This is a genomic window from Micromonospora globbae, from assembly GCF_036184225.1.
GTDB classification, from domain to species: domain Bacteria; phylum Actinomycetota; class Actinomycetes; order Mycobacteriales; family Micromonosporaceae; genus Micromonospora; species Micromonospora globbae.
In genome coordinates this window covers 2,911,064-2,937,128 of record NZ_CP108084.1, presented here as the reverse complement: position 1 = coordinate 2,937,128, position 26,065 = coordinate 2,911,064, and the positions used below count along the sequence as shown (strand labels likewise).

At 74.1% G+C, this 26,065-nt stretch carries 17 protein-coding genes and 2 rRNA genes; 16 read left to right on the top strand and 3 right to left on the bottom strand.

The window, feature by feature from the left end:
- Positions 1-135: 135 nt before the first annotated feature.
- Positions 136-3,250: ribosomal RNA gene (locus OG994_RS12930) — 23S ribosomal RNA — on the top strand.
- A gap of 85 nt (positions 3,251-3,335) precedes the next feature.
- Positions 3,336-3,452 (top strand): 5S ribosomal RNA (rrf, locus tag OG994_RS12925).
- Positions 3,453-3,543: 91 nt separating this feature from the next.
- Here the strand turns inward: rrf and OG994_RS12920 are convergent.
- Entirely contained in the window at positions 3,544-5,049 is a 1,506-nt protein-coding gene (locus OG994_RS12920) for a hypothetical protein (RefSeq protein ID WP_328853401.1), read from the bottom strand.
- On the opposite strand from OG994_RS12920, the gene OG994_RS12915 reads away from it, so the two are divergent.
- Together OG994_RS12915 and OG994_RS12910 are read left to right on the top strand one after the other, a co-directional pair.
- Positions 5,038-6,045, top strand: a complete 1,008-nt coding sequence (locus tag OG994_RS12915) for a Replicase polyprotein 1ab (protein WP_328853711.1) — start codon at positions 5,038-5,040, stop codon at positions 6,043-6,045. The genes OG994_RS12920 and OG994_RS12915 overlap by 12 nt on opposite strands.
- Positions 6,042-7,061 carry an HAD-IIA family hydrolase gene (locus OG994_RS12910; RefSeq protein ID WP_328853400.1) on the top strand — a complete coding sequence of 340 codons (1,020 nt, stop codon included), beginning with the start codon at positions 6,042-6,044 and terminating at the stop codon, positions 7,059-7,061. The genes OG994_RS12915 and OG994_RS12910 overlap by 4 nt, the downstream gene beginning before the upstream one ends.
- Positions 7,062-7,076: 15 nt before the next feature.
- Here OG994_RS12910 and OG994_RS12905 read toward each other — a convergent pair whose 3' ends face one another.
- Positions 7,077-7,415: an SCP2 sterol-binding domain-containing protein gene (locus OG994_RS12905; protein ID WP_120330973.1), complete on the bottom strand. Its 339-nt coding sequence runs from the start codon at positions 7,413-7,415 to the stop codon at positions 7,077-7,079.
- 115 nt (positions 7,416-7,530) lie between these two features.
- Between OG994_RS12905 and OG994_RS12900 the strand changes: the two genes are divergently transcribed.
- The 5 genes from OG994_RS12900 (at position 7,531) to OG994_RS12880 (ending at position 14,400) form a co-directional block, all read left to right on the top strand.
- Positions 7,531-8,283 (top strand): phasin family protein, encoded by a 753-nt coding sequence (locus OG994_RS12900; RefSeq protein ID WP_120330974.1) that lies wholly within the window; start codon positions 7,531-7,533, stop codon positions 8,281-8,283.
- Between the two features lie 31 nt (positions 8,284-8,314).
- Entirely contained in the window at positions 8,315-8,623 is a 309-nt protein-coding gene (locus tag OG994_RS12895) for a hypothetical protein (protein ID WP_192902261.1), read from the top strand.
- 13 nt (positions 8,624-8,636) lie between these two features.
- Entirely contained in the window at positions 8,637-9,488 is an 852-nt protein-coding gene (locus OG994_RS12890; protein ID WP_120330975.1) for a TlyA family RNA methyltransferase, read from the top strand.
- 82 nt (positions 9,489-9,570) lie between these two features.
- Positions 9,571-10,455: an NAD kinase gene (locus tag OG994_RS12885; protein WP_120330976.1), complete on the top strand. Its 885-nt coding sequence runs from the start codon at positions 9,571-9,573 to the stop codon at positions 10,453-10,455.
- A 213-nt stretch (positions 10,456-10,668) separates the two neighbouring features.
- Entirely contained in the window at positions 10,669-14,400 is a 3,732-nt protein-coding gene (locus OG994_RS12880; protein WP_328853399.1) for a S8 family serine peptidase, read from the top strand.
- A gap of 121 nt (positions 14,401-14,521) precedes the next feature.
- Here the strand turns inward: OG994_RS12880 and OG994_RS12875 are convergent, their stop codons facing one another.
- A complete protein-coding gene (locus OG994_RS12875; RefSeq protein ID WP_120330978.1) occupies positions 14,522-15,508 on the bottom strand; it encodes a helix-turn-helix domain-containing protein in 987 nt (328 codons plus the stop codon).
- Positions 15,509-15,598: 90 nt separating this feature from the next.
- On the opposite strand from OG994_RS12875, the gene recN reads away from it, so the two are divergent.
- From recN to OG994_RS12840, 7 genes are all read left to right on the top strand, one after another.
- A complete protein-coding gene (recN, locus tag OG994_RS12870) occupies positions 15,599-17,356 on the top strand; it encodes a DNA repair protein RecN (protein WP_120330979.1) in 1,758 nt (585 codons plus the stop codon).
- A 119-nt stretch (positions 17,357-17,475) separates the two neighbouring features.
- Positions 17,476-18,654, top strand: coding sequence for a putative cytokinetic ring protein SteA (steA, locus tag OG994_RS12865; RefSeq protein ID WP_328853398.1), 1,179 nt, complete (start codon positions 17,476-17,478; stop codon positions 18,652-18,654).
- Positions 18,655-18,681: 27 nt separating this feature from the next.
- Positions 18,682-19,623: a copper transporter gene (locus OG994_RS12860; protein WP_120330981.1), complete on the top strand. Its 942-nt coding sequence runs from the start codon at positions 18,682-18,684 to the stop codon at positions 19,621-19,623.
- Between the two features lie 49 nt (positions 19,624-19,672).
- The gene (locus OG994_RS12855) at positions 19,673-20,539 is read left to right on the top strand and encodes a hypothetical protein (protein WP_328853397.1); all 867 of its coding nucleotides are present in this window, start codon (positions 19,673-19,675) and stop codon (positions 20,537-20,539) included.
- Position 20,540: 1 nt separating this feature from the next.
- Positions 20,541-22,247: a murein biosynthesis integral membrane protein MurJ gene (gene murJ / locus OG994_RS12850; RefSeq protein ID WP_328853396.1), complete on the top strand. Its 1,707-nt coding sequence runs from the start codon at positions 20,541-20,543 to the stop codon at positions 22,245-22,247.
- Positions 22,244-23,407, top strand: coding sequence for a glycosyltransferase family 4 protein (locus OG994_RS12845; protein WP_328853395.1), 1,164 nt, complete (start codon positions 22,244-22,246; stop codon positions 23,405-23,407). Before murJ ends, OG994_RS12845 begins: the two co-directional genes overlap by 4 nt.
- Positions 23,407-25,953, top strand: a complete 2,547-nt coding sequence (locus OG994_RS12840) for a hypothetical protein (RefSeq protein WP_328853394.1) — start codon at positions 23,407-23,409, stop codon at positions 25,951-25,953. Before OG994_RS12845 ends, OG994_RS12840 begins: the two co-directional genes overlap by 1 nt.
- Positions 25,954-26,065: the final 112 nt, after the last annotated feature.

The window sequence follows — 26,065 nt, the reverse complement described above, 5'->3', positions numbered from 1 at the left end:
CCACTGTGGTGGGGGAGGTTGCCAGGCATGGCCTGGTCTCGCATACCGGCTGCTTTCGGGTGGTGCTGGTGTGGGGCTGTGGGTTGTGGGTTGGTCGTTTGTTGAGAATTGCACAGTGGACGCGAGCATCTTTGTGGTCAAGTTGTCAAGGGCGGACGGTGGATGCCTTGGCACCAGGAGCCGATGAAGGACGTGGGAGGCCGCGATAGGCCTGGGGGAGCTGTCAACCGAGCTGTGATCCCAGGGTGTCCGAATGGGGGAACCTGGCTGGAGTCATGTCCAGTCACCCGCACCTGAACTCATAGGGTGTGTGGGGGGAACGCGGGGAAGTGAAACATCTCAGTACCCGTAGGAAGAGAAAACAACATGTGATTCCGTGAGTAGTGGCGAGCGAAAGCGGATTGAGGCTAAACCGGCTGCGTGTGATACCTGTCAGGGGTTGCGTGGTCGGGGTTGTGGGACCCTGCTGAGTGTACTGACATGCACTCGAGGAGTGATAAAGCCAGTGGTTAGTCGAACAGTCTGGAAAGGCTGACCGTAGACGGTGATAGTCCGGTAGGTGAAAGCTGCTGGTCTTCTGTGGGTGTTCCCGAGTAGCGGCGGACTCCTGAAATCTGCCGTGAATCTGCCAGGACCACCTGGTAAGCCTAAATACTTCCTGGTGACCGATAGCGGACGAGTACCGTGAGGGAATGGTGAAAAGTACCCCGGGAGGGGAGTGAAATAGTACCTGAAACCGTTCGCCTACAATCCGTCGGAGCCCTTTTTGGGGTGACGGCGTGCCTTTTGAAGAATGAGCCTGCGAGTTAGTGGCATGTGGCGAGGTTAACCCGTGTGGGGGAGCCGTAGCGAAAGCGAGTCTGAATAGGGCGTTGAGTCGCGTGTCCTAGACCCGAAGCGGGGTGATCTAGCCATGGGCAGGCTGAAGCGCGGGTAAGACCGCGTGGAGGGCCGAACCCACCAACGTTGAAAAGTTGGGGGATGACCTGTGGTTAGGGGTGAAAGGCCAATCAAACTCCGTGATAGCTGGTTCTCCCCGAAATGCATTTAGGTGCAGCGTCGTGTGTTTCTTGCCGGAGGTAGAGCACTGGATGGTCTAGGGGGCCCACAAGCTTACCGAAATCAGCCAAACTCCGAATGCCGGTAAGTGAGAGCGCGGCAGTGAGACTGCGGGGGATAAGCTTCGTAGTCGAGAGGGAAACAGCCCAGATCACCAGCTAAGGCCCCTAAGCGTGTGCTAAGTGGAAAAGGATGTGGGGTCGCATAGACAACCAGGAGGTTGGCTTAGAAGCAGCCACCCTTTAAAGAGTGCGTAATAGCTCACTGGTCAAGTGGTTCCGCGCCGACAATGTAGCGGGGCTCAAGCACACCGCCGAAGCTGTGGCACTCACACAAGTACTTCGCCGGATTCCTTTGGGGGTCTGGTGCAGGTGTGTGGGTGGGTAGGGGAGCGTCGTGCCGGGGGTGAAGCAGCCGGGTGACCGAGTTGTGGACGCGGCACGAGTGAGAATGCAGGCATGAGTAGCGAAAGAAGGGTGAGAAACCCTTCCGCCGGATGACCAAGGGTTCCAGGGCCAGGTTATTCCGCCCTGGGTGAGTCGGGACCTAAGGCGAGGCCGAGAGGCGTAGTCGATGGACAACGGGTTGATATTCCCGTACCCGCGTAGGAGCGACCCTGACGAACCTCGTTGTGCTAACCACCCGAACTGTGGGCGGTCTTCGGACCGACTGCGGGGAGCGTGGGAACCTGGCGGGTAGTAGTCAAGCGATGGGGTGACGCAGGAAGGTAGCTGAGCCCGGCCGGTGGTTGTGCCGGGGTAAGCGTGTAGGCCGCACCATAGGCAAATCCGTGGTGCATGAAGGCTGAGACGTGATGCCGAGCCGATTCAGGTGAAGTCAGTGATCCTATGCTGCCGAGAAAAGCCTCTAGCGAGTTCCGAGCGGCCCGTACCCCAAACCGACACAGGTGGTCAGGTAGAGAATACCGAGGCGATCGGGCGAACTGTGGTTAAGGAACTCGGCAAATTGCCCCCGTAACTTAGGGAGAAGGGGGGCCGGAGACGTGAAGCCCCGCGCGGGTGGAGCGTTGTATGGCCGCAGAGAGCAGGGGGAAGCGACTGTTTACTAAAAACACAGGTCCATGCGAAGAAGTAATTCGATGTATATGGACTGACGCCTGCCCGGTGCTGGAACGTTAAGGGGACCTGTTAGCTCTTTCGGGGGCGAAGCGGAGAACTTAAGCGCCAGTAAACGGCGGTGGTAACTATAACCATCCTAAGGTAGCGAAATTCCTTGTCGGGTAAGTTCCGACCTGCACGAATGGCGTAACGACTTCCCCACTGTCTCAACCACAGGCCCGGCGAAATTGCACTACGAGTAAAGATGCTCGTTACGCGCGGCAGGACGGAAAGACCCCGGGACCTTTACTACAGCTTGACATTGGTATCCGGATTGGCTTGTGTAGGATAGGTGGGAGCCGGTGAAGCTCGTACGCCAGTGCGGGTGGAGGCAATCTTGAAATACCACTCTGGTTGATTTGGGTATCTAACTTCGGACCGTTATCCGGTTCAGGGACAGTGTCTGGTGGGTAGTTTAACTGGGGCGGTTGCCTCCTAAAGGGTAACGGAGGCGCCCAAAGGTTCCCTCAGCCTGGTTGGCAATCAGGTGTTGAGTGCAAGTACACAAGGGAGCTTGACTGTGAGACTGACGGGTCGAGCAGGGACGAAAGTCGGGACTAGTGATCCGGCACTTGCGTGTGGAAGCGGTGTCGCTCAACGGATAAAAGGTACCCCGGGGATAACAGGCTGATCTTCCCCAAGAGTCCATATCGACGGGATGGTTTGGCACCTCGATGTCGGCTCGTCGCATCCTGGGGCTGTAGCAGGTCCCAAGGGTTGGGCTGTTCGCCCATTAAAGCGGTACGCGAGCTGGGTTTAGAACGTCGTGAGACAGTTCGGTCCCTATCCGCCGTGCGCGTAGGATACTTGAGAAGGGCTGTCCCTAGTACGAGAGGACCGGGACGGACGAACCTCTGGTGTGCCAGTTGTCCCGCCAGGGGCACGGCTGGTTAGCTACGTTCGGAAGGGATAACCGCTGAAAGCATCTAAGCGGGAAGCTCGCTTCAAGATGAGGTATCCCACCACTATTAGTGGGTAAGGCCCCCAGCTAGACGACTGGGTTGATAGGCCGGAGATGTAAGCTCGGTAACGGGTTCAGTCGACCGGTACTAATAGGCCGAGGACTTGACTTACAAAGCTGCTACGCGTCCACTGTGCAACTCCCGACAAACGAACAACACACCCAAACGGTGGTGTTGTTTGATATGTCGATAGAGTTACGGCGGTCATGGCGGAGGGGAAACGCCCGGTCACATTCCGAACCCGGAAGCTAAGCCCTCCAGCGCCGATGGTACTGCACTCGTGAGGGTGTGGGAGAGTAGGACGCCGCCGGACAACTTTTCCAATCGAGGGCCGCCCCAATGGGTCGGCCCTCGATTGCGTGGCGCCGCTGATGGCGCAATGAGGAAGGATGTACCCCGTGAGTTCAGGACCGCAGGGCGGCGACCGCCCCCGTCGATACGACGACCGCAGTGAGCGGTCGGGCGGGCGCGACCGGGCGCCGCGGCGCGACGACCGCGATCGGCCGCCGTATCGCGGAGACCGGGACGACCGCGGCGGCCCCCGCCGCGAGGGCGGCTACCGCGGGGACCGCGACCAGGGCTTCCGCGGCGGTGACCGTCGCGAGGGCGGCTACCGCGGGGACCGCGAGGGCTTCCGCGGCGGCGACCGCCGCGAGGGCGGCTTCCGCGGCGACCGGCCGCAGGGTTACCGCGACGGCGGCTTCCGCGGCGGTGACCGCGAGCGCGGCGACCGTGAGGGCCGAGGCGGCGACCGTGGTGGTTTCCGGTCCGGTGAACGCCGCGGCGAGGGCTACCGCGGGGACCGTGAGGGCTTCCGCGGCGGTGACCGCCGTGAGGGCGGCTTCCGGGACCGCGAGGGTTCCCGTGGCGGCGACCGTGAGCGCGGCTACCGGGGCGGCGACCGGTCCGGCGGGTTCCGCGCCGGTGACCGTCCGGGCGGCTTCCGCGCGGCGGACCGCGACGCGGACTTCCGCGGTGGTGAGCGTGAGGGCTTCCGCGGCGGTGAGCGCCGCGGCGGCGGGTTCCGCGACGGCGACCGCGGTGAGCGGCCGTTCCGTGGCGGCGACCGCGAGGGATACCGCGGTGACCGCCGCGAGGGCGGCTTCCGTGAGCGCCGTGACGGCGGCTTCCGTGGGGAGCGTGAGGGCTTCCGCGGCGGTGACCGGCGTGAGGGCGGCACCCGTGAGGGCGGCTTCCGCGAGGGCCGACGCGACGGTGGCTTCCGTGACGGTGAGCGCGGCCAGGGCAGCTTCCGCGGGCGCGACCGCGACGGCGGTTTCCGGGACCGCGAGGGTGACCGCGAGCGCGGCCACCGCGGCGGTGAGCGCCGCGAGGGCGGCTTCCGCGGTGACCGTGAGGGCTTCCGCGGCGGTGACCGGGGCGGCAGGGACGAGCGTGGCTTCCGCGGTGGCGACCGCGAGGGCGGCTACCAGGGCGGTGGGCGCCGTGAGGGCGGCTACCGGGGCGAGCAGGGCTTCCGTGGCGACCGCGAGGGCTTCCGTGGCGGCGACCGCCGTGAGGGCGGGTTCCGTGAGCGCCGTGAGGGCGGTGGCTTCCGCGCCGGTGGCCGTGAGGGCTTCCGTGGCGGCGATCGCCGCGAGGGTGGCTTCCGTGAGCGCCGTGACGGTGGTTTCCGTGGGGACCGTGAGGGCTTCCGTGGCGGCGACCGCCGCGAGGGCGGGTTCCGCGAGCGCCGCGAGGGCGGCTACCGGGGCGAGGAGCGCCCGAAGCGGGACGACGAGCGCCGGTTCGAGGAGCGCCGGCGTGAGGGCGGTGCCGCCGAGCGGGAGGACGAGCGGACCGCCGCGCCCGCGCTGCCGGACGAGATCGTCGCGACCGACCTCGACAAGGACGTGCGCGCCGAACTGTTGTCGCTGGCCAAGCCGGTCGCCGAAACCGTGGCGCGGCACCTGGTGGCCACCGGCCAGCTGATCGACGAGGACCCGGCCGAGGCGCTGGCGCACGCGCTGGCCGCCCGCCGGCTGGCCTCGCGGATCGCCTCCGTGCGGGAGGCGGTGGGCCTCGCCGCGTACCACGCGGGGGAGTGGCAGACCGCGATCGCCGAGTTGCGGACGTACCACCGGATGACCGGCCTGCAGAGCCACCTCGCGGTGATCGCCGACAGCGAGCGCGCGCTCGGCCGCCCGGAGCGGGCCATCGACCTGTACCGCGGCGCGGACCGTGACGCGCTCGACCCGGCCACCGCCATCGAACTGCTGATCGTCGCGGCCGGCGCGCGCGGCGACCTCGGCCAGAAGGACGCCGCCGTCGCGATGCTCCAGGTGCGCGAGCTGACCAGCGACGCCGCCGAGCCGTGGGCGGCGCGGTTGCGCTACGCGTACGCCGACGCGCTGCTCGCGGTCGGCCGCCGTGACGAGGCACGGGAGTGGTTCTCCCGTGCCGCCGAGGTGGACGTCGACGGCGAGACCGACGCGGCCGAGCGCCTGCTGGAGCTCGACGGTGTGGTCATCGAGGGCGACGACGAGGACGAGGAGTCGGTCGAGGAGATCGCCGCCGGCCCCGGGGCGCCGGGTGCGGTGCCGGCCCGGCCGGAGTTCGTGAGCGGCGACGAGGCCGACGCCGGCGCCGACGAGGAGGCCGAGGCCGGCTCCCGCGCCGACGGGGAGGCGGGCGACGGAAACGCGCCGGCCGAGGACGAGCCCGCGCCGACGGCCGACACCGGGGTCGCCGGGCCCGCCACGGCCGACACGGACACGGAGGCCACCGGCGCCGACACGGCGGCCGTGGACGCCGGCGGAGCCGACGAGGGGCAGCCGGAGGCGTACGCGGGGGCCGACCCGGACGACATCGCCGGCCGGGGCGGCCCGGACGACCCGGACCTGCGGGCGCGGGCCGGTGCCGAGGAGCCGGCGGACGACGGTGAGACGGGGCCGGTCGCCCGGTGAGCGCGGACGGCCCGGAGCGGCTGGTCGACGGGTACGCCCAGGTCGTCTTCGACCTGGACGGTGTGATCTACCTGATCGACCGGCCCATCCCCGGCGCCGTGGAGGCGGTCGGCCGGCTGCACGCCGAGGGGCGGGCCGTCGCGTACGCCACGAACAACGCCTCCCGCCGGTCGAGCCAGGTCGCCGACCTGCTCACCGGCATGGGGGTGCCGGCCCGCCCGGACGAGGTGCTCACCAGCGCGGCGGCGGCCGCCGAACTGCTCCGGGACCGGCTGCCGGCCGGCGCCCCGGTGCTGGTGGTCGGCGCCGAGGCGTTGCGCGCCGAGATCGCCGCCGTCGGCCTCACCCCCGTCGACCGCGCGGACGACGGACCGCGGGCGGTGGTGCAGGGGTACGGGCCGCAGGTCGGCTGGACCGACCTCGCCGAGGCGACGGTGGCCGTCCGGGCCGGGGCCACCTGGATCGCCACGAACACCGACCGGACCCTGCCGAGCGGCCGGGGACCGCTGCCCGGCAACGGCGCGCTGGTGGCCGTGCTGCGGACGGCGCTCGGCCGCGACCCCGACGTCGTCGTCGGCAAGCCGGAGCCGGCGCTGTTCGCCACGGCCGCGCGCCGTGTCGAGGGGGGTCGGACGCTGGTGGTGGGCGACCGGCTGGACACCGACATCGAGGGCGCCCGGCGGGCCGGGCTGGACAGCCTGCTCGTGCTCACCGGCGTCAGCGACGTACCCGAGCTGCTCGCCGCCGGGCCGGATCGGCGGCCCACCTTCGTCGCGCGGGACCTGGCCGGGCTCTTCGACCCGGCGGCCGTGGTGCGGGTGCCCGGCCCGCCGGACGCCGGCGGCTGGTCGGTGACCGCCCACGACGGGGGCCTGGAGCTAACGGGCAGCGGCAGTCCGCTCGACGCGCTCGCCGTGCTCTGCGCCGCCGCGTGGTCGACGACGGCGGTGCCGCCGGTGCGGGCCGGCTCGCCGGACGCCGCGCGGGCGCTGGCCGCGCTCGGCCTGCCCGCCTGAGCGGGAGCAGCCGGTTCAGAGCAGCTTGCGGAGCTTCATCAGGTCGAACGGGTTCGCCTTGATCGAGACTCGGCGCGAGGCCACCGCCCGGGCGATGTCGAGTTCGCCCCGCACCAGTGCCACGAGGTCGTCGCTGCTGGTGCTCATCGCGATCTTGGCCTTGGGGTCGTCGCCGTCGGTGAGGTCGACGAGCCGACCGTCGGTGAGGCGGCCGTGGAAGGCGGTGTCGAGGTCGGTGATCCGGCAGGCGAGGGTGCGGTCCAGGTCGACCCGTTCGCGTACGGTCTCCGCGTTGCGGTCCAGCCGGGCGGCGAGCTCCTGCAACGCCTGCCGACACTCGTCCACGCTGGCCACCCGTCGCCTCCTCACCGTCGAGCCACGCCGTCCTCGGCACCGTACCGCACGGGGCCGTCGGCGGGGCCGGTAGCGTGAGACCTGCACATCCCCCGCACCGCGGAAGGACTCAGGCATGCAGGACGCGTGGCGCGCCTACCTCGAGCTGGCCATGGGCCTGACGGAGGCGCCGCGGAAGAAGGCCCAGGACGCCGTACGCCGGCTCGTCGGCTCCGGCGGCGCGACCGCCGCCCAGCTCCAGGCGCTCGCCGAGGAACTCCTCTCCACCAGCGCGGCGAACCGTGAGGCGCTGACCAAGCTCGTCCGCTTCGAGGTCGACCGGGCGCTCGGCGCGGTCGGGTTGGCCACGGCCGAGGAGGTCGCCGAGCTGACCCGCCGGGTGCAGGACCTGGAGCGGCAGCTGCGCGAGGCGCGATCGGCCGCTCCCCGGGCCGCCGGCACGGCGCCGGGGGCCACCACGGGCCGTCCCGCCGGGGCGGAACCGGCCGGCCCACCGTCGACTCCCGCTCCGGTGACCGCGACCCAGGGCGGCGCGGCGGCCTCCGGGAGGCCGGCCGGCCCGGCCGCGGAGGCCGGGAAGCGGGAGGGGAAGCCCGGGGAGCCGGGCGGACCCGCCGAGGCCGGCCCGGAGGCGTCCACCGGCACGCTCTCCGCCCCGGTCGCCACGCCGCCGGCGAAGAAGGCGGTGGCCAAGAAGGCCGTCGCCAAGAAGGCCGTGGCGAAGAAGGCGGTCGCGAAGAAGGCCGAGCCCGGCAAGGCCGTGGCCCGCCGCTCACCGGGAACGCTGAGCCCCACCGACGGGGCGGCCGAGCCGGCCCGTCCGCCGAAGAAGGCGGCCCGCAAGCAGCAGCCGGGAGGCGGCGAGTGACCCGCCCGCCCGCCGCCGGGGGGTGCCGGCCGTGACCGGCCCGTACCGTCCCGGCCCGCCGCCCGGCAGCGCGCCGGCGCCGCGGCCGGGTCCACCGCCGGGCGCCGCCGCCCCACGGCCCGGCCCGCCGCCCGGTGGCATGGCGCCGAGCCGTCCGGGGCCGCGTCCCGGTCCGCCGCCGCTCCCCGACGACATCGAGGGGGAGGGGCACCCGGCGGTCGACGCCGCCGTGCAGGCGATGATCAACGCGGCCTCGCTGTCGCCCGCCGACCAGATCGCCCAGTACGAGGCGGCGTACGAGACGCTGCGCGAGACGCTCGCCTCCATCGACCAGACCTGACACCGGAGACCGCATGGCACGTCGCAACCGGCTCGACGCCGAGCTCGTCCGCCGTGGGCTGGCCCGCTCCCGCGAGCAGGCCGCCGCGCTGGTGGAGGCCGGCCGGGTCCAGCTGCGCGGGGTGCCGGCCCGCAAGCCGGCCGCGATGGTCGACCCGGCCGACGCGCTGCTGGTCACCGGCGAGGACCCGACCTCGGAGTACGTCTCCCGGGGCGGTCACAAGCTGGCCGGCGCGCTGGACGCGTTCGCCGGGCTGGCCGTGGCCGGGCGGCGCTGCCTGGACGCCGGCGCGTCGACCGGCGGCTTCACCGACGTGCTGCTGCGCGCCGGCGCCGCCGAGGTGGTCGCCGTGGACGTCGGCTACGGCCAGCTCGCCTGGGCGCTGCGCACCGACGACCGGGTCCGGGTGTTCGAGCGCACCAACGTCCGCTCCCTCACGCCGGAGCAGATCGGCGGGCCCGTCGACCTGACCGTGGCGGACCTGTCGTTCATCTCGCTGCGGCTGGTGCTTCCGGCCCTGGCCGGCTGCACGCGGCCCGACGGTGACCTGGCGCTGATGGTGAAGCCGCAGTTCGAGGTCGGCAAGGAGCGCGTCGGCGCCGGCGGTGTGGTCCGCGACCCGCAGTTGCGCGCCGAGGCGGTGCTCGACGTGGCGGCCGCCGCCGCGCAGCTCGGGCTGGGCCTCGCCGACGTGGCCGCGAGCCCGTTGCCCGGGCCGAGCGGCAACGTCGAGTTCTTCGTATGGTTACGCCGGGACGCGCCACCGGCGGACCCGCAGCGGGTGCGGACGGTGGTCGCGGCCGGGCCGCGGGGCCCGGTGGAGTCCGGGGGCGTGCCGGACGCGGCGGAGGAGGTCGCAGGGTGAGTGCGAGCAGCGTGCGTGGCGTGGTGGGCCGCGCGGGGGCGGGTGCCGGCGTGCGGCGTCGCGCCGTGGTGAGGCGGCCCTGGTGACCCGGACCGCGCTGCTGGTCACCCACACCGGCCGCCGGCGCAGCACCGAGCACGCCCGCACCGTCGCCGCCGACCTGATCGCCGCCGGCTTCGAGGTGCGTGTGGTCGCCGAGGAGGCCGAGGACCTCGACCTGCCCGGCGTCGTGCCGGTCAGCGGGCCGGAGGCGGCCGAGGGCGCCGAGATCGTCTTCGCGCTGGGCGGGGACGGCACGTTCCTGCGCGCGGCGGAGCTGGCGCGGCCGGTCAAGGTGCCGCTGCTCGGCATCAACCTCGGCAAGGTCGGTTTCCTCGCCGAGGCGGAGATCGGCGACGTCGACAGCGCCGTGCGGGACGTGGTGGCCCGCAACTACACGGTGGACGAGCGGCTCACGCTCGACGTCACGGCCGAGTTCGACGGCGGCCCGACCATCGAGTCGTGGGCGCTCAACGAGATCAGCGTCGAGAAGGGGGAGCGGGCCCAGATGCTCGAACTCCTCGTCGACGTGGACGACCGGCCACTGTCCCGGTACGGCTGCGACGGGGTGGTCTGCGCCACGCCCACCGGCTCCACGGCGTACGCCTTCTCCGGCGGCGGCCCGGTGGTGTGGCCGGAGGTGGAGGCGCTGCTCCTCGTGCCGATCAGCGCCCACGCGCTGTTCAGCCGGCCGCTGGTCACCGCGCCGACCTCGACGATCACCATCACGGTGGACCCGTTCACCACCCTCGCCGTGCTGTCCTGCGACGGGCGCCGGGTCTACGACCTGCCGCCCGGCGCTCGCGTGACGGTGCGCCGTGGCGCGTTGCCGGTGCGGGTCGTCCGGCTGCGGGACCGCCCGTTCACCGACCGGCTGGTGGCCAAGTTCGATCTGCCCGTGCACGGCTGGCGCGGGTCGCGCCGCTGACCGCGCGTCCCGCGCGCCGCTGACCGCGCGTCCCCGTCCACCCGCCGGAAACCCGCCGGACGCCCGCCCGGACGTTCCGCGTCGCCGCGTGTCCACCTGGCGACATGTCGCCGGTGCGGCGTGCCTCAGCTAGTGACCACCCGGTGATCTCCGTCGCAGACTCCCAACGGTCGCCCCCGAGGGCGCCCACCTGGAGTAGAGGAGCTGCAACGCATGCACTGGCCCCCACGCTGGCTCGCCGCCGGCGCGGTCGGCGCGCTGGCGGTCGGACTCGCCGCACCGGCGTCCGCCCAGCCGCCCGCACCGCCCGCCGGCCCCGGTCCGGCGGCGTCCACCCCGGACGCCACGCCCGTCCGCATCACGCTGATCACCGGTGACCAGGTCGAACTGGTCCAGGCCGCGCCGGGACGGGTCGCCGCCACCGTCCACCCCGGACCCGGCCGCGAGCGGATCACCTTCTCGACGGTGTCCGCCGACGGCGGTCTGCGGGTGCTGCCCAGCGACGTCGTGCCGTACGTGTCGGCCGGACTGCTCGACGAGGACCTGTTCGACGTGGAGGAACTGGTCGCCCAGGGCTACGGCGACGCGGCGCAGGGCACGCTGCCGCTGATCGTGCGCTACCAGGAGCCGGCCGGCGGGCGGGTGCGGGCGCTGGCCGGCGCCACCGCGGCCCGGCCGCTGGAGAGCATCAACGGCGCGGCCGTACGCGTCGGCAAGGGCGAGCTCGGCGCGCTGTGGAGCACGCTGCGGGCCGCGCCCGCCGCGCGGGCCGGGTCGGGCGCCCCGGCGCGGCTGGGCGCCGGCATCGCCCGGGTGTGGCTGGACGGACGGGTCCACCCGGCGCTGGAGCACAGCGTGCCGCAGATCGGCGCGCCCGCGGCCTGGGCGGCCGGGCGGGACGGCAGCGGGGTGCGGGTCGCCGTGCTCGACACCGGCGTCGACGCCGGACACCCCGACCTGGCCGGCCGGATCGCCGAGTCCCAGGACTTCACGGGCAGCGGCAGCGCCCGCGACGGGCACGGCCACGGCACCCACGTGGCGGCCACCATCGCGGGCAGCGGCGCGGCGTCCGACGGGCTCCGCAAGGGTGTCGCGCCCGGCGCGAAGCTGCTCATCGGCAAGGTGCTCGACGACTCCGGCTCCGGCTACGACTCGGGCATCATCGCGGGCATGGAGTGGGCCGCCCACTCCGGCGCGAAGGTCGTCAGCATGAGCCTCGGCGGCGCCCCGACCGACGGCACCGACCCGATGAGCCAGGCGGTGAACGACCTCACCGCCGACACCGGGGCGCTCTTCGTGATCGCCGCCGGGAACGAGGGCGCGGCGCGTACCGTCGGGTCGCCGGGGGCGGCCACCTCGGCGCTGACCGTGGGCGCGGTGGACCGCAACGACGACCTCGCCGACTTCTCCAGCCGCGGCCCGCGCCTGGGCGACAACGGGCTGAAGCCGGAGATCACGGCACCGGGCGTCGACATCGTCGCCGCCCGCGCGGCCGGCACCACCATGGGTACGCCGGTCGGTGACGCGTACACCACGGCCTCCGGCACGTCGATGGCCACGCCGCACGTCGCGGGCGCCGCCGCCATCCTCGCGCAGGAGCACCCCGACTGGACGGCCGGCCGGCTGAAGGACGCGCTGGTCAGCACCGCGCGGACCAACCCGGAGCTGACCGTGTTCGAGCAGGGCGGCGGGCGGGTCGACGTGGCCCGGGCACTGAGCCAGCGGGTGTACGCGTCGGGCACCGCCGACTTCGGCCGGCTCGCCAGCGGCGGCGCCGCGGCGGAGCGGACCGTGACGTACACCAACGGGACCGACCGGGCGCAGACCCTGCGCCTGGCGCTGGAGCTGCGCAACCTGGACAGCGGCGCCGCCGAGCCCGACGGGGTGTCGGTCGGCACCACCGAGGTGACGGTGCCGGCCGGCGGCAGCGTGGAGGTGCCGCTGCGCGCTGACCCCGCCCGGCTGGACCGCGGGCCGCACGGCGGCTGGCTGGTGGCCACCGGCACGGACGGCGTCACCGTCCGCACCGCCGTCGGGCTCACCCTCAGCGGCCCGATGCACACCGTCACGCTGCGGGCGCTGGACATGGCCGGACGCCCCGGCCCCGCCCCGGTGGTCACCCTGTTCGGCGAGCACCCCGAGTCGGACCAGCTCGGCTGGCTGGGCGGCGACGACTGGCAGGTGCAGGTCGAGGAGGGCCCGTACCTGCTGCACGCCCTCATCGAGCACGGCGCCCCGCTCGACGAGCAGGTCACCCTGGTCACCGACCCGGAGCTGACGGTGGACCGGGACCTCACCGTGGTCCTCGACCCGCGCAAGGGCACGCCGGTGCGCATCGAGACGCCGAAGCCGACCGAGCAGCGGGCGACGATCAGCTTCTACCAGCACCGGGTCTTCGGCAACGGCCGGCAGATCGACCACGGTGTGATGACGTTCAGCACGGTCCAGCAGGTGAACGTGACGCCGACGCGGGCGGTGCGCCAGGGCGAGTTCGAGTTCGCGTCCCGCTGGCAGCTCGTCGCACCCATGGTCGACGCGAAGATCAGCAAGGTGTCCGGCCCGCTGGACATCAACCTGCTGCACCAGTCGCCGGCGCCGACCGGACGGCGGAAGCTGCCGCTGGTCTGGGCCGGGGCGGGGACGCCGGCCGAGCTGGCCGGGGCCCGGGGCGCGGCCGCGCTGGTCGCCGGCAGCGCCGACCGCTCCGAGGACGACCAGATCGCCGCGGCCGCGGCGGCCGGCGCCGCGGCCGTGCTCATCGTCCGGCCCGCGGACTTCAGCGCGTGGACGGTGTGGCGGCCCACCGGGGACCGCCTGCCGATCCCCGCGATGGTCGTGGCGTACGACGACGGGCAGCGGCTGATCGCGGCCGTCAAGGCCCGCCGGACCACGCTGGACCTCACCCTCACCGTGGACAGCCCCTACCTGTACGACGTGTGGCAGGTGTCGAAGGGGCGCGTCCCGGAGCGGATCGTGCACCGGGTGACGGCGGCCAACACCGCCGAGGTGACGGCCCGCTACGCCGACACCGGCGGGTTCGACTGGGCCAAGGAGCAGCGGTTCGGCTGGCGGCCCTGGCAGGAGTACTCCTGGAACGACGACCAGCGGATGGTGCGGACCGGGACGACGCGGCAGGAGTTCGTGAGCGCCGGGGACTCCTGGTGGCAGCAGCGGGTGGTGCACCTGTTCACGTTCTCGAACATGGGCAAGCTGATGGGCGGGATCGTCGAGCAGCCCCGCCGGTACGCGGCGGACGACCGGGAGACCGCCACGTGGTACGCCCCGGTGGTCCGGCCGGCGGTGCCGGCCGGTGCGGGCGCGCCGGTGCCGACGCGCACGGGCGACACGCTCGACGTGCGGATTCCCGAGTTCGTCGACGCCGACGGGCACTTCGGCCCGGCGGGCGTCAGCGAGGAGCAGGACACGGTGCAGGCCCGGCTCAGCCGGGACGGCCGGCAGATCGCCGACCTGTCCGGCGGGTGGGCGCCGGTGACCACGACGCCGGGTGCGGCCCGCTACCGGCTGGACGTGAGCACCGCGCGCTCCTCGGAGGAGTGGCGCTGGGCCACGCGTACCGAGACGGCGTGGGAGTTCACCTCGGCGCGGCCGGCCGGGGACGGCCCGCGGGCCCTGCCGCTGCTGCAGGTGGACTACCAGGTGCCGGCCGACCTGCGGGGCGAGGTGTCCGGGCGTACGGCGCACCGGCTCGGGCTCACCCTGCGGCAGCCGGCCGGCGTGCCCGCACCGACGGGCGCCGGCCTGCGCGTCGACGTGTCGTTCGACGGCGGGCGCAGCTGGCGGGCGGCGTCGGTGAAGGGCTCGGGGACGCGGTTCACCGCGACGGTGCCGGCCGGGCGCGGCACGGTGTCGCTGCGGGTGCGGGCCGCCGACCGGGCGGGCAACACCGTCGAGCAGACCGTCATCGACGCGTACGGGCTGCGGTGACGATCCGGGGGCGGGCGGCCGCGCCCGCCCGCCCCCGGGCGGGCCGTCCCCGGCTCGGCGGGGCCGTTGGGGTGGCGTCCCGGGCCGGTCTCGACCGGGGCGGCCGGCCGGGCCCCGCGGGTCAGATCCAGTTGCGCCGGGCGGCCTGGAACGCGAGGCCGGGCCGGGTGTCCACGCCGGCGGCGGCCATGAGGTCGGCCAGCCGCCGCTGCACCGTACGGCGGCTCACCCCGAGCTGGGAGGCGATGGACTTGTCCGGCACGCCGGCCACGAACAGCGACAGCAGCCGGACCTCGTCGGCGTCCGGCCGGTACCCGGTGCCGTCCGGCCCGTCCGGGGCCGGGGCGGACGAGCGCAGCGGCGTGGCGATCCGCCAGTGGCTCTCGAAGAGCGCGAGCAGCGCGTCGAGGAGCTGGCTGCGGCCGACCACGGCGGCGGTCGGCTCGCCGCTGTCCCGGTCCGGCACCAGCGGGCAGAGCGCCTGCCGGCCGTCCACGATGGCCAGCCGCACCGGGAGCCGGTCGATGACGCGGGCCTGCTCGCCCGCGCGGACGCCCTGCTCGACGTCCTCCAGCGCGCCCGGTTCGAGGAGCATGTCGCGCTCGTAGATGGCCCGGTAGCTGACGCCGCGGGCGAGCGCGTCGAACTCCTCGACGTTCTCCGGACCGGGCATGGCCAGCGGGTTGGCCCGGCAGAACCAGAGCACCTCCTCGCGGGCGCCGTTCTGCAGGTCCCGCAGGCGCTCCCGGAGCGCGCCGGCGCCGGTGATCACCTCCACGAGGTGGGCGGCGTCGTGGCGCCGGACCCCGGCCCGGTACTCCTCGGTCAGGTGGTTGACGGCGGCGCGGGCCGCCTCGAGGGCCTCCTGCCGGCGCAGCAGCGCCGCGCCGAGCGGGACGTCGGGCGCGAGAGGTCGCAGCGGCGCGTCGGGGTCCGGCCCGGCGGGCGGCACCAACCCCTTGCCGCGCAGGCCCTCCAGGTGCGCCAGCACCTGGGTGCGGGGGCGGCCCAGTCGCTCGACCAGCTCGTCCACCCGCGCGGTGGTGAGCTGCACCAGGCAGCGGTAGAGCTCCTCCTCGCCCGGCGTCAGGCCGATGACCTCCAACACGGGGCAGAACTGTACGACGCCGGGGGGACACCGGCGACGCGGCGTCGCCGGCTGGTCAACTGTCGGGCCCCGCGTCTACTGTCAGGTGCTGTGCTGGAGGAGCTGCGCATCACCGGACTGGGCGTCATCGAGGACACCACGCTGCCGCTGACCGGCGGGATGAACGTCATCACCGGCGAGACCGGTGCGGGCAAGACCATGGTGGTGACCGGCCTCGGGCTGCTCTTCGGCGGTCGGGCCGACGCCGGGCGGGTCCGGGCGGAGCCGGGCCGTGCCGTGGTGGAGGGGCGGCTGCGGCTGAGTGGTCGGGTGGCCGGGGCGGTGCACGCCCGCGTCACCGACGCCGGCGGCGAGCCGGACGAGGACGGCTCGGTGGTGCTGAGCCGCACGGTGACCGTCGAGGGCCGTTCCCGCGCGCACGTGGGTGGCCGCAGCATGCCGGTGTCGATGCTCGGTGAGATCGGCGAGCAGGTGGTGGCCGTGCACGGCCAGTCCGACCAGCTGCGGCTGCTGCGCCCCGCCGAGCAGCGGGCCGCGCTCGACCGGTTCGCCGGCCCGGAGCACGAGAAGCTGCTCGACGCGCTGCGCGAGGCGTACGCCGGGTGGCGGCGGGTCGTCGACGACCTGGCCGACCGGCGGCGCAACGCCCGCGAGCGCAACCAGGAGGCCGACCTGCTGCGGCTGGGTCTCGACGAGATCACGCGGGTGGATCCGCAGCCCGGCGAGGACGACGAGCTGAAGGCCGAGGCGCAGCGGCTGGAGCACGCCGAGGGGTTGCGCACCGCGGCGCAGCTCGCCCAGCAGTGCGTGGCCGGCAGCGCGGAGGCCGCCGACGACACGCCGGACGCGACGACGCTGCTGGGCACCGCGCGGCGCACCCTGGAGGCGCAGGCCGGCACCGACCCGGCGTTGGGTGAGCTGGCGGCCCGCCTGGAGGAGGCGGCGACGCTGGTCACCGACGTGTCCGCCGAGCTGTCGTCCTACCTCGCCACGCTCGACGCCGACCCGGCCCGGTTGCAGGCCGTCTACGAGCGGCGGGCCGCGCTGCGCGCGCTCACCCGCAAGTACGCCGACGACGTCGACGGGGTGATCGCCTGGGCGGAGCGGGCCCGCACCCGGCTGTCCCAGTTGGACACCTCCGACGAGCTGCTCGACGAGCTGGAACGCGAGGGGCAGCGCCTCGCCGGCGAGGTGGCGGAGCTGGCGGGCCGGGTGTCGGCGTCACGGCAGGAGGCGGCCCGGCGCTTCGCCGAGCAGGTCACGGCCGAGCTGGCGGGGCTGGCCATGCCGCACGCACGGATCGAGGTGGCGGTGCTGCCGCGTCCGGCGGGCCGGGCGGAGCCGTCGCTCACGGTCAACGGTGTCGAGGTGGGTGTCGGCCCGGACGGCGGTGACGAGGTCGAGCTGCGGCTGCTGGCCCACCCGGGCGCGCCGTCGCTGCCGCTGCAGCGGGGCGCGTCCGGCGGTGAGCTGTCGCGGGTGATGCTCGCCATCGAGGTGGTCTTCGCCGGTTCCGGCGGCCCGCCCACCCTGGTCTTCGACGAGGTCGACGCGGGCGTCGGCGGCCGGGCCGCGGTGGAGATCGGCCGGCGGCTGGCCCGGCTGGCCCGCAGTCACCAGGTGCTGGTGGTGACCCACCTGCCGCAGGTGGCCGCGTTCGCCGACCGGCACCTCGTGGTGGCCAAGGACACCGGCGGCGCGGTGACCACGAGCGGGGTGCGGGTGGTGGAGGACACGGAGCGTGCCCGGGAGCTGGCCCGGATGCTCGCCGGTTTGCCGGACTCGGATCTGGGTATCGCGCATGCGGAGGAGCTTCTGGCCGTGGCGGCCAAGGAAAGGCGGTCGTGACCGCCGGTATTGTGAGCGCAAGCACACCGGGGCGCGCCGTGGTGTGCTTCCCTGGGTAGGCGGCCCTGCTCAGGCATGTCGCGACAGAAAACCCTGCCTCACATGCCAGGATGGTCACGATGCGTCTACCCACGTTGCGCCGGACCCGGAACGCGGAACCGGGCGTCGTCCTCGGCACCGCACGCCTGGACCGCCGTACGAAGCGGCTGGTCGGCCGGCTCCGCCCCGGCGACATCGCGGTGATCGACCACGTCGACCTCGACCGGGTGGCGGCGGACTCGCTGGTCGCCGTCGGCGTCGCGGCCGTGCTCAACGCCAAGCCGTCGGTCTCCGGCCGCTACCCGAACCTCGGTCCCGAGGTGCTCGTGAGCGCGGGCATCCCGCTGCTGGACGACCTGGGTGAGGGCATCTTCGAGCAGGTCCGCGAGGGCGACACGGTGCGGATCGAGGGCAACACCGTCTACGTCGGCGACGAGCCGGTGGCGCACGGCACCCTCCAGGACGCCGAGACGGTGGCCAAGGCGATGGCGGACGCCCGGGAGGGGCTCTCCGTCCAGCTGGAGGCGTTCGCCGCCAACACCATGGACTACCTGAAGCAGGAGCGGGACCTGCTGCTCGACGGTGTCGGCGTGCCGGAGATCCAGACGCAGATCCAGGGGCGGCACTGCCTCATCGTGGTCCGCGGCTACGACTACAAGGCCGACCTGGACGTGCTGCGCCCCTACATCCGGGAGTTCAAGCCCGTGCTGATCGGCGTCGACGGCGGTGCCGACGCGCTCGTGGAGGCGGGCTACACCCCCGACCTGATCATCGGCGACATGGACTCGGTGACCGACGACGTGCTGCGCTGCGGCGCCGAGGTGATCGTGCACGCGTACCCGGACGGGCGGGCCCCCGGCCTGCCCCGGGTGACTGCGCTCGGCGTCCCGGCGGTGACGTTTCCGGCCGCCGCCACCAGCGAGGACCTGGCCATGCTGCTCGCCGACGAGAAGGGCGCCTCGCTGCTGGTCGCCGTCGGCACGCACGCCACCCTCGTGGAGTTCCTCGACAAGGGGCGCGGCGGGATGGCCTCGACGTTCCTCACCCGGCTCAAGGTCGGCGGCAAGCTGGTCGACGCCAAGGGGGTGAGCCGGCTCTACCGGCAGAGCATCTCCGGTTCGTCCCTGCTGCTGCTCGTCCTCTCGGCGGTCGCCGCGATGGCCTCCGCGGTGGCCGTCTCCACCGTCGGGAAGGCGTACCTGGGCGTGGTCTCCGAATGGTGGGACAATTTCGTGTTCCAGCTGGGCCAGCTCTTCTAGCTCCCCGACGATCAAGAGGCTGCAAGCGTGATCAATTTCCGCTACCACGTGGTGTCGCTGACCGCGGTGTTCCTGGCTCTGGCGATCGGCCTGGTGGTCGGCACCGCCGCCCTCAACGGCCCGGTGGCCGACTCGCTCAAGGAGCAGGTGACCGCCCTGCGCAAGGACAACCAGCAGATGCGCCAGGCGGTCAACAACATGGAGAAGGAGCTCGAGTCCGAGGAGAGCTTCGCGGCGGAGATGTCGCAGGTCGTCCTCCCCGGCAAGCTCACCGGCCGCCGGGTGCTGGTGGTCAGCCTCCCCACCGGTCGGGAACACACCGAGGGCGTCGTGGACATGCTCCAGCTGGCCGGGGCGAACATCACCGGCCGGGTCGACCTGCAGGACAAGTTCATCAACCCGGACAACAACAACAACCTGCTCGAACTGGCCGTGACCGCGGTGCGGCCGACCAGCGCGCAGACCAGCAACCTGCCCGGCAACGGGCACGGCGTGGAGACCTCCAGCGCACTGCTGGCCAGCGTGCTGCTCGACCGGGGGCAGGGCGTCGAGCCGGTCAGCGACGCCGACCGGCGGGCGGTGCTGGCCGCGTACACCAACGCCGGCTACCTCACCACCGAGGACCGGATCAGCGGGCCGGCCGAGGCCGTCGTGGTGGTCAGCGGCCAGCCGTACGTCGACAAGGACTCCGCGAAGAAGGACGAATCGGTCGTCAAGGTCGCCGAGCAGTTCGACCGTTCCGGCGCCATCGTCGTGGGCGGCTACGGCTCGGACGGCGACAACCTCGTGGCGGTCGTGCGGCGCGACGCCGTGCTCGCCCAGTCGATCTCGACGGTCGACAACGCCAACACCATCCAGGGGCAGCTGGTCACCACGCTGGCGTTGGTGCAGCAGCTCACCGAGAAGAAGGCCGGCCAGTACGGCGTGGGCGACAGCGCCGAGTCGCAGCTGCCTAAACTGCCCCAGTGACCGCAGCACGGGCCGTGACGCCCGTCGACGAGCCGATCGGAGTGACCGCGTGAGAATGCTGGGCCGGCTGCTGACCGCCGGTGCCGGGGCGGTCGCCGCCCGGTACGCGCTGCGCGAGGTGCGTACCTCCCCGGCCGGACCGGCCCTGGAGCGGACCAACTTCCGCGGCCGTACGGTGAGCCTCGCCGCCGGTCCGGCGCTCGCCGCCGGCGCGACGGGCGCCGCCGCCCTCGGCGCGACCAGCGGGGCGTCCGGCGCCGCGGCGGTCGTCGCCGGCCTCGGCGCCGGAGCCGTCGGGCTCTACGACGACGTGGTCGGGGCCCGGCCCGACCAGAAGACCGCCAAGGGTTTCGCGGGCCACCTCGCGGCCCTGCGCGAGGGGCGGATCACCTCCGGCCTCGTCAAGATCGTCGGTGTGGGCGCCGCGGGGCTCGGTGCGGCCGCGCTGCTCGCCGCCGACCCCCGGGTCGCCGGGCATCGCCGTCGGCAGCGGCAGGGGGCGCTCGGGCGCGGTGTGGACGTGCTGCTGGGCGCCGGCGTGGTCGCCGGCACCGCGAACCTGGTCAACCTGCTCGACCTGCGCCCCGGCCGGGCGCTCAAGTCCGGCCTGCTGCTCGGCGCGCCGCTGGCCGGCGGCCCGCACGGCGGGATCGCCGCCGGGGCGGCCGGCGCGGCCGCCGGGCTGCTGCCCGACGACCTGGACGAGACGGTGATGCTCGGCGACAGTGGCGCGAACGCGCTCGGCGCGCTGCTCGGCGTGGCGCTCGCCGCGCGGACCGGCCCGCTCGGCCGGGCCGGGATCCTCGCCGTGCTGGCCGGGCTCACGGCGGCCAGCGAGAAGGTGAGCTTCACCCAGGTGATCCAGCGGACCCCGGGGCTGCGGGAACTCGACGCGCTGGGCCGACGCGCCGACTGACGTGACCAGACCGGCACCCCTCGCCGGCGCCGGCCGGGTGGCCGGAGCAGCCGCGCTCATCGCCGTCCTCACCGTGGTCAGCCGCCTCGCCGGCTTCGGACGCACGTCCGTGTTCACCTGGACGCTGGCCGACACCGACCTCGGCGGCACCTACGTGATCGCGAACAACCTGCCGAACATCATCTTCGAGATCGTCGCTGGTGGGGCGTTGGCGAGTCTCGTCGTACCGCTGCTGGCCGGCGCGGTGGAGGCGGGCGACCGGCGGGCGGTGGACGCCACCACCGGCGCGCTGCTGACCTGGACGCTCAGCCTGCTCGTGCCGCTGGCCTTCGCGGTGGCGCTGCTCGCCCGTCCGCTCATCGGCCTGCTCGGTCCTGGTCTCACCGCCGAACAGCAGCAGGCCGGCGCGCGAATGCTGCTGCTCTTCGCCCCCCAGCTGCCGCTGTACGGCGTCGGTATCGTGCTGACCGGGGTGCTCCAGGCGCATCGACGGTTCGCCTGGCCGGTGATCGCGCCCTTGCTGTCGAGTCTCACGGTGATCGCCGTCTACCTCGGTTTCACCGCGTGGCAGGGGCGGCTCGCCACGGTCGGGTCGGTGAGCCGGGGCGGCGAGCTGCTGCTCGCCGGTGGCACCACACTCGGTGTGGTGATGCTCTCCCTGTCGCTCCTGTTCCCGCTGCGCCGGCTCGGGTTGCACCTCCGCCCCGGATACCGGTTCCCGGCCGACGTCCGCGCCCGGGTCGGTGGGCTGGTCGTGGCCGGGATCGTGGCCGTCACCGGGCAACAGATCGCCGTGGCCGTCGCCCTCAACCAGGTGACGTACGGAGCTCGGTCGAACCCGGGCGCCTACAACATCGCGCAGACCGCCTACTTCCTGCCGTGGGCGGTGCTGGCCGTACCGCTGGCCGTGGCGGCGTACCCGACGCTGGTGGCCGCCCGCGCGGCCGGCGACGAGCAGGCCTACCGGAAGACCCTGGCGCCCGCAGTGCGCGGAGTGGTGCTGTTCAGCCTGCTCGGCGCCGCGGCGCTGGTCGGCACGGCGCAGTCGGTGGGGCAGCTCTTCTTCTCTCATTCCCCGCACACCGCCGCGATCACCGCGGCGGCGATCATGGGTTTCGCGCCCGGCCTGCTCGGTTACGGTCTCTTCGCCGTGCTCACCCGAGCCCTCTACGCGCGCGGCGCGACCCGGTTGGCGACCCTGGCCACCGCGGTCGGCTGGCTGTCCGTGCCGGTACTCGCGATCCTGCTCGGGCACCTGCTGCCGGTCGCGGACCGGGTGCTGGCCGTGGCCCTCGCCAACTCCGTCGGGATGCTGCTGCTCGGCGGGCTCCTGATCGCCGCCGTGCGGCGCGCCGCCGGGTCCGCGGCGCTGGCCGGCGCATCCCGGGCCACCGCGGCCGGGGTGCTCGGCGCGCTCGGCGGTGCGCTGGCCGGCGTGGCGGTGTCCCGATGGCTCGACACGCCCGGTGACGGCACCCCGACGATGTGGGCGGCGCTCGGTCAGGGCATGCTGTCCGGAGTCGCGGTCGGCGCCGTGTTCCTCGCCGTGGTGTGGCTCGTCGACCGGCGGGACGTACGCCCGCTGCTCGCCGGGGTGCTGAGGCGCCTCGGCCGCGGCGGCGGGCGCGGGCCCGGGAACGCGGCCGGCGCGGAGCGGGACGGCAGCCCCCCGGAGCGGGGTGACGGGAAGGAGACGGTGTCCGGGTGAGCGCGGCGACGGAACCGACACCCGGCTGGTCGGGCAGCGTGGCGTTGCTGCTCGCCTCCAGCACCGGCGGCGTGGGCCAGCACGTCCGGTCGGTCGCCCGCGGGCTCACCGACGCCGGCACCACCGTGCTGGTGTGCGGGCCGGCGGCCACCGAGCAGCAGTTCGACTTCACCGGCGTGGGCGCCCGCTTCCAGCCCGTGGAGATCCCCGCCAGCCCGACGCCGGCCGACGCCCGCGCCGTCACCGCGCTGCGCCGGGCCCTGGCGATCACGCCGGTGGACGTGGTGCACGCGCACGGCCTGCGGGCCGGGCTCGTCGCGGTGCTCGCCCGGCCGGCCGCGCCGATCGTGGTCACCTGGCACAACGCGGTGCTCGCGGGCGGGGTGCGCGGTGCCCTGTCGCGGTTGGTCGAACGCGTCGTCGCCCGCGGGGCCCGCGTCGCGCTCGGCGCGTCCGCGGACCTTGTCGACCGGGCCGCGGCGCTCGGCGCCGCCGACGCCCGGCTCGCGCCGGTCGCCGCGCCGGCCCTGCCGGCCCCGCGCCGCCGCCGGGCCGCCGTCCGCGCCGAGTTCGGCGTCCAGGGCGAGCAGCCGTTGATCGTCTCGGTCGGCCGCCTGCACCCGCAGAAGCGGTACGACGTGCTTGTCGACGCCGCCGCCCGCTGGCGTACCCGCGAACCGGCGCCGGTCGTGGTGATCGCCGGCAGCGGGCCCGCGTACCTGCCGCTGGCCGCGCGGATCTCCGCGGCCCGCGCGCCGGTGACCCTGCTCGGCCACCGCACCGACGTGGCCGACCTGCTCGCCGGCGCCGACCTGGCCGTGGTGACCAGCGACTGGGAGGCGCGGCAACTGTTCGCGCAGGAGGCGCTGCGCGCCGGCGTACCGCTGGTGGCCACCGCGGTGGGCGGCCTGCCGGAGCTGGTCGGCGACGCGGCGGTGCTCGTGCCCCCCGGTGACGTGGACGCCGTGGACACGGCGGTGCGGGAGCTGCTCGACGACCCGGCCCGCCGGGCCGACCTCGCCGCCCGCGGGGCCGCGCGCGCGGCGGGCTGGCCCACCGAGGCCGACACCGTGGCGACGCTGGCGGCGCTGTACGCGGAGCTGGCGCCCACGCGCGACGGCGCGGCGGACGCGGGGGCCTCCGGGACGGGGCACGGCTGATGGTCCGTCGATTCGTCCCCGCCGTGCTGACCCTCCTGGTGGTGGCGCTCGGCATCACGGCCCTGTCCGCCCGGCCGCGGCAGGGTGTCCCGCACCGCAGCGCCGACTTCGTCGTCATCGCCGGGGTGGCCGGGCTGCGCTGGGAGGACGTGGACCCGGCGACCACCCCGACGCTGTGGCGCATGGCCGAGCGGGGCTCCATCGGTTCGCTGTCGGTCCGCTCGGCGCGCCGGCCCACCTGCCCGGTGGACGGGTGGCTGACGCTCGGCGCCGGCAGCTTCGCGGCCTGGAGCGGCACCCGGGAGCCGGGCGGCTGCTCACCGGACGGGGTGGTGGTCGAGCAGCCCGACGGCATCGGGGCGAACCTGCCCGACCAGGAGGGCGTGGTCCACCACAACCAGGAGGAGCTGCCCTGGGGCGCCGTGCCCGGGTCGCTGTCCGAGTCGGTGCGCTGCTCGGTCGCCGTCGGCCCGGGCGCCGCCGTGGCCGCCGCCCGCCCGTTCGGCCGGGTCGACCGGTACGCGCCGGAGCTGCCCGAGGACCCGGCCCGGCTGCTGCGCTCCTGCGTGCTCAGCATCGTCGACCTGGGCACGGTCGAGGGCACCTCGCCGGCGCAGCGCGCCGCGGCGGCGCGGGCCGCCGACGCCCAGCTCGCCCGGTTGCTCGCCGGCCGCCCGCCGCAGTCGCTCGTGCTCGTGGCCGGGGTCTCCGACACCGACCGGTCGGCCCGGTTGCACGTGGCCGTCGCCGACGGGCCCGGGTGGGAGCGGGGCTGGCTCACCTCGGCGAGCACCGGCCGTGAGGGCTACCTGCAACTGGTCGACCTCGCGCCCACCGCGTTGACCGCGCTGGGCCGGCCGATGCCGGAACGCCCGTTCATCGGCCGTCCCGCCGTCACGGTGGGCGGCCGTCCCGCCGACCTGGCCGACGCGATCGCCCAGCCGCTGGACGCCGAGCGTGAGGCCGCCACGCAGCAGGGGGTCTCCGGCTGGTTCTTCGTGGTGCTCGCCGTCACCCAGACGCTGCTGGCGGTCGCGGCGCTGCCGCTGCTGCGCCGGGCCCGCCGGCACGCCGGCCCGTACGGACCGCAGCCGGTGTCCCGGCGGATCGTGGCCGCCGTCGAGCTGCTGCTCGTCGCCGCCGCCCTGGCGGTGCCCGCCGCGCTGCTCGCCGACGCGGTGCCGTGGTGGCGGACGGCGCACCCCGGGTGGAGCTTCGGCGCCGTGACCGCCCTGCTGGTCGTCGCCGGCACCGCGGCCGTCCGGTTCGCGCCCGGGCACCGCAGCACGCTCGGCCCGCTCGGCGCGGTGGCGGGTCTCACCGCGCTGGTGGTGGGGCTCGACGTGGTGACCGGCGCGTGGCTGCAACTCAACGGCGTGGTCGGCTACTCGGCCCAGGCGGGCGGCCGGTATGCCGGGCTCGGCACCGTCGGGCTCGGTGCGTTCCTGGCCGGCGCGCTGCTGAGCGCGGGCTGGCTCGCCCAGCGCGTGCCGCGGGGCTGGCGGCCGGCGGTGATGGTGGCCGTCGGCGGCGTCGCCGTGGTGCTCGTGGGAAGCCCGTACCTCGGCGCGGACCCCGTCGGCGCGATCGCGTTGACGGCCGGGCTGTGCGTGGCGGCGGCGATCGGCGGCGGGGGGTGGCTGACGGTCAGCCGGCTGGTCTGGGCGGTGATGGCGGCGCTGGCCGTCACCGTCGGCCTCGCGGTGCTGGACCTGCGCCGCCCGGCGGCGGAGCGCGGCAGCCTCGGGCGGTTCCTGGCGGCGCTCGGCGACGGTACGGGCGGGCTCACCCTGCACCGGTCGAGCACGGCCAACTTCGAGACGCTGGTGGGGAGTCCGCTCACGCTGCTGGCGCTGGTGGGTGCGCTGCTGGTCTGGTTCGCCCTCATGCAGCCGTGGGGCGGGCTGATGCGGCTGTTCGGCATCTACCCGGCGATGCGGGCCGCGATGGCCGGCACCGCCGTGGCGTCCGTCATCGGCGGGGTGCTGGGCGGCGTGGCGCTGGATGTGACCGGGGCGGCCGCCGCCCTCGTGGTGCCGATGGCGTTGCTGGCCTCGCTGCGGGTGCTCGACCACTCCGCCGACCGCACCGTGCCGACGGCGGGTCGGCCCCGGCCGGACGGGGAGGGCGTCACCGGCGAGGACGGCGGTGACGGCAGCGGCGGCGTCGGCGGTGACGGCCCCTCCGGCGGAGGCGGCCCCGGTGGGGCCGGTCGGGCCCGCGGTACCCGGTCGGCGACCGCGGGGACGTCGGTGCGGCCGGCGGACGGCCCGTCGGGTACGGGTGGCGGCGCCGGGGGAGCGGCCCGTGCGGCGGGTCCGGACGCCGACGGGGTGGAGGCGGCCGGCAGCGCGGGTTCCGGCGCCGGCGGCACGCAGACGGCGGGTCCGGACGCGGACGCCGGCGGGGCCGAGGCGGCCGGCGCGGCGGAGGCCGACGGCGCGCAGACGGCCGGCGCGGCGGGTCCGGACCCCGGCGCGGCGCCCGGCGCGGGCCGTCCCGCGGTCCCCTCCCCGCGCTCGTCGCAGCAGGTCACCGCGCGCTGACCGGTGGTCGCCGGGTCGCCGGCACGCCGGGCGGCACCTCGTGCCGGCCTGCGTCCCACCGCCGTCGAGGTGTTACCGTGGAATCCCGTGGATCGCGTGATCACTTTGCTGA

Excerpts from the sequence above, each read along its gene's own strand:
- OG994_RS12900 (WP_120330974.1), top strand. The coding sequence starts at position 7,531 with ATGCAGGACGCGTGGCGCGCCTACCTCGAGCTGGCCATGGGCCTGACG.
- OG994_RS12890 (WP_120330975.1), top strand. The coding sequence starts at position 8,637 with ATGGCACGTCGCAACCGGCTCGACGCCGAGCTCGTCCGCCGTGGGCTG.
- OG994_RS12880 (WP_328853399.1), top strand. The coding sequence starts at position 10,669 with ATGCACTGGCCCCCACGCTGGCTCGCCGCCGGCGCGGTCGGCGCGCTG.
- steA (WP_328853398.1), top strand. The coding sequence starts at position 17,476 with ATGCGTCTACCCACGTTGCGCCGGACCCGGAACGCGGAACCGGGCGTC.
- OG994_RS12840 (WP_328853394.1), top strand. The coding sequence starts at position 23,407 with ATGGTCCGTCGATTCGTCCCCGCCGTGCTGACCCTCCTGGTGGTGGCG.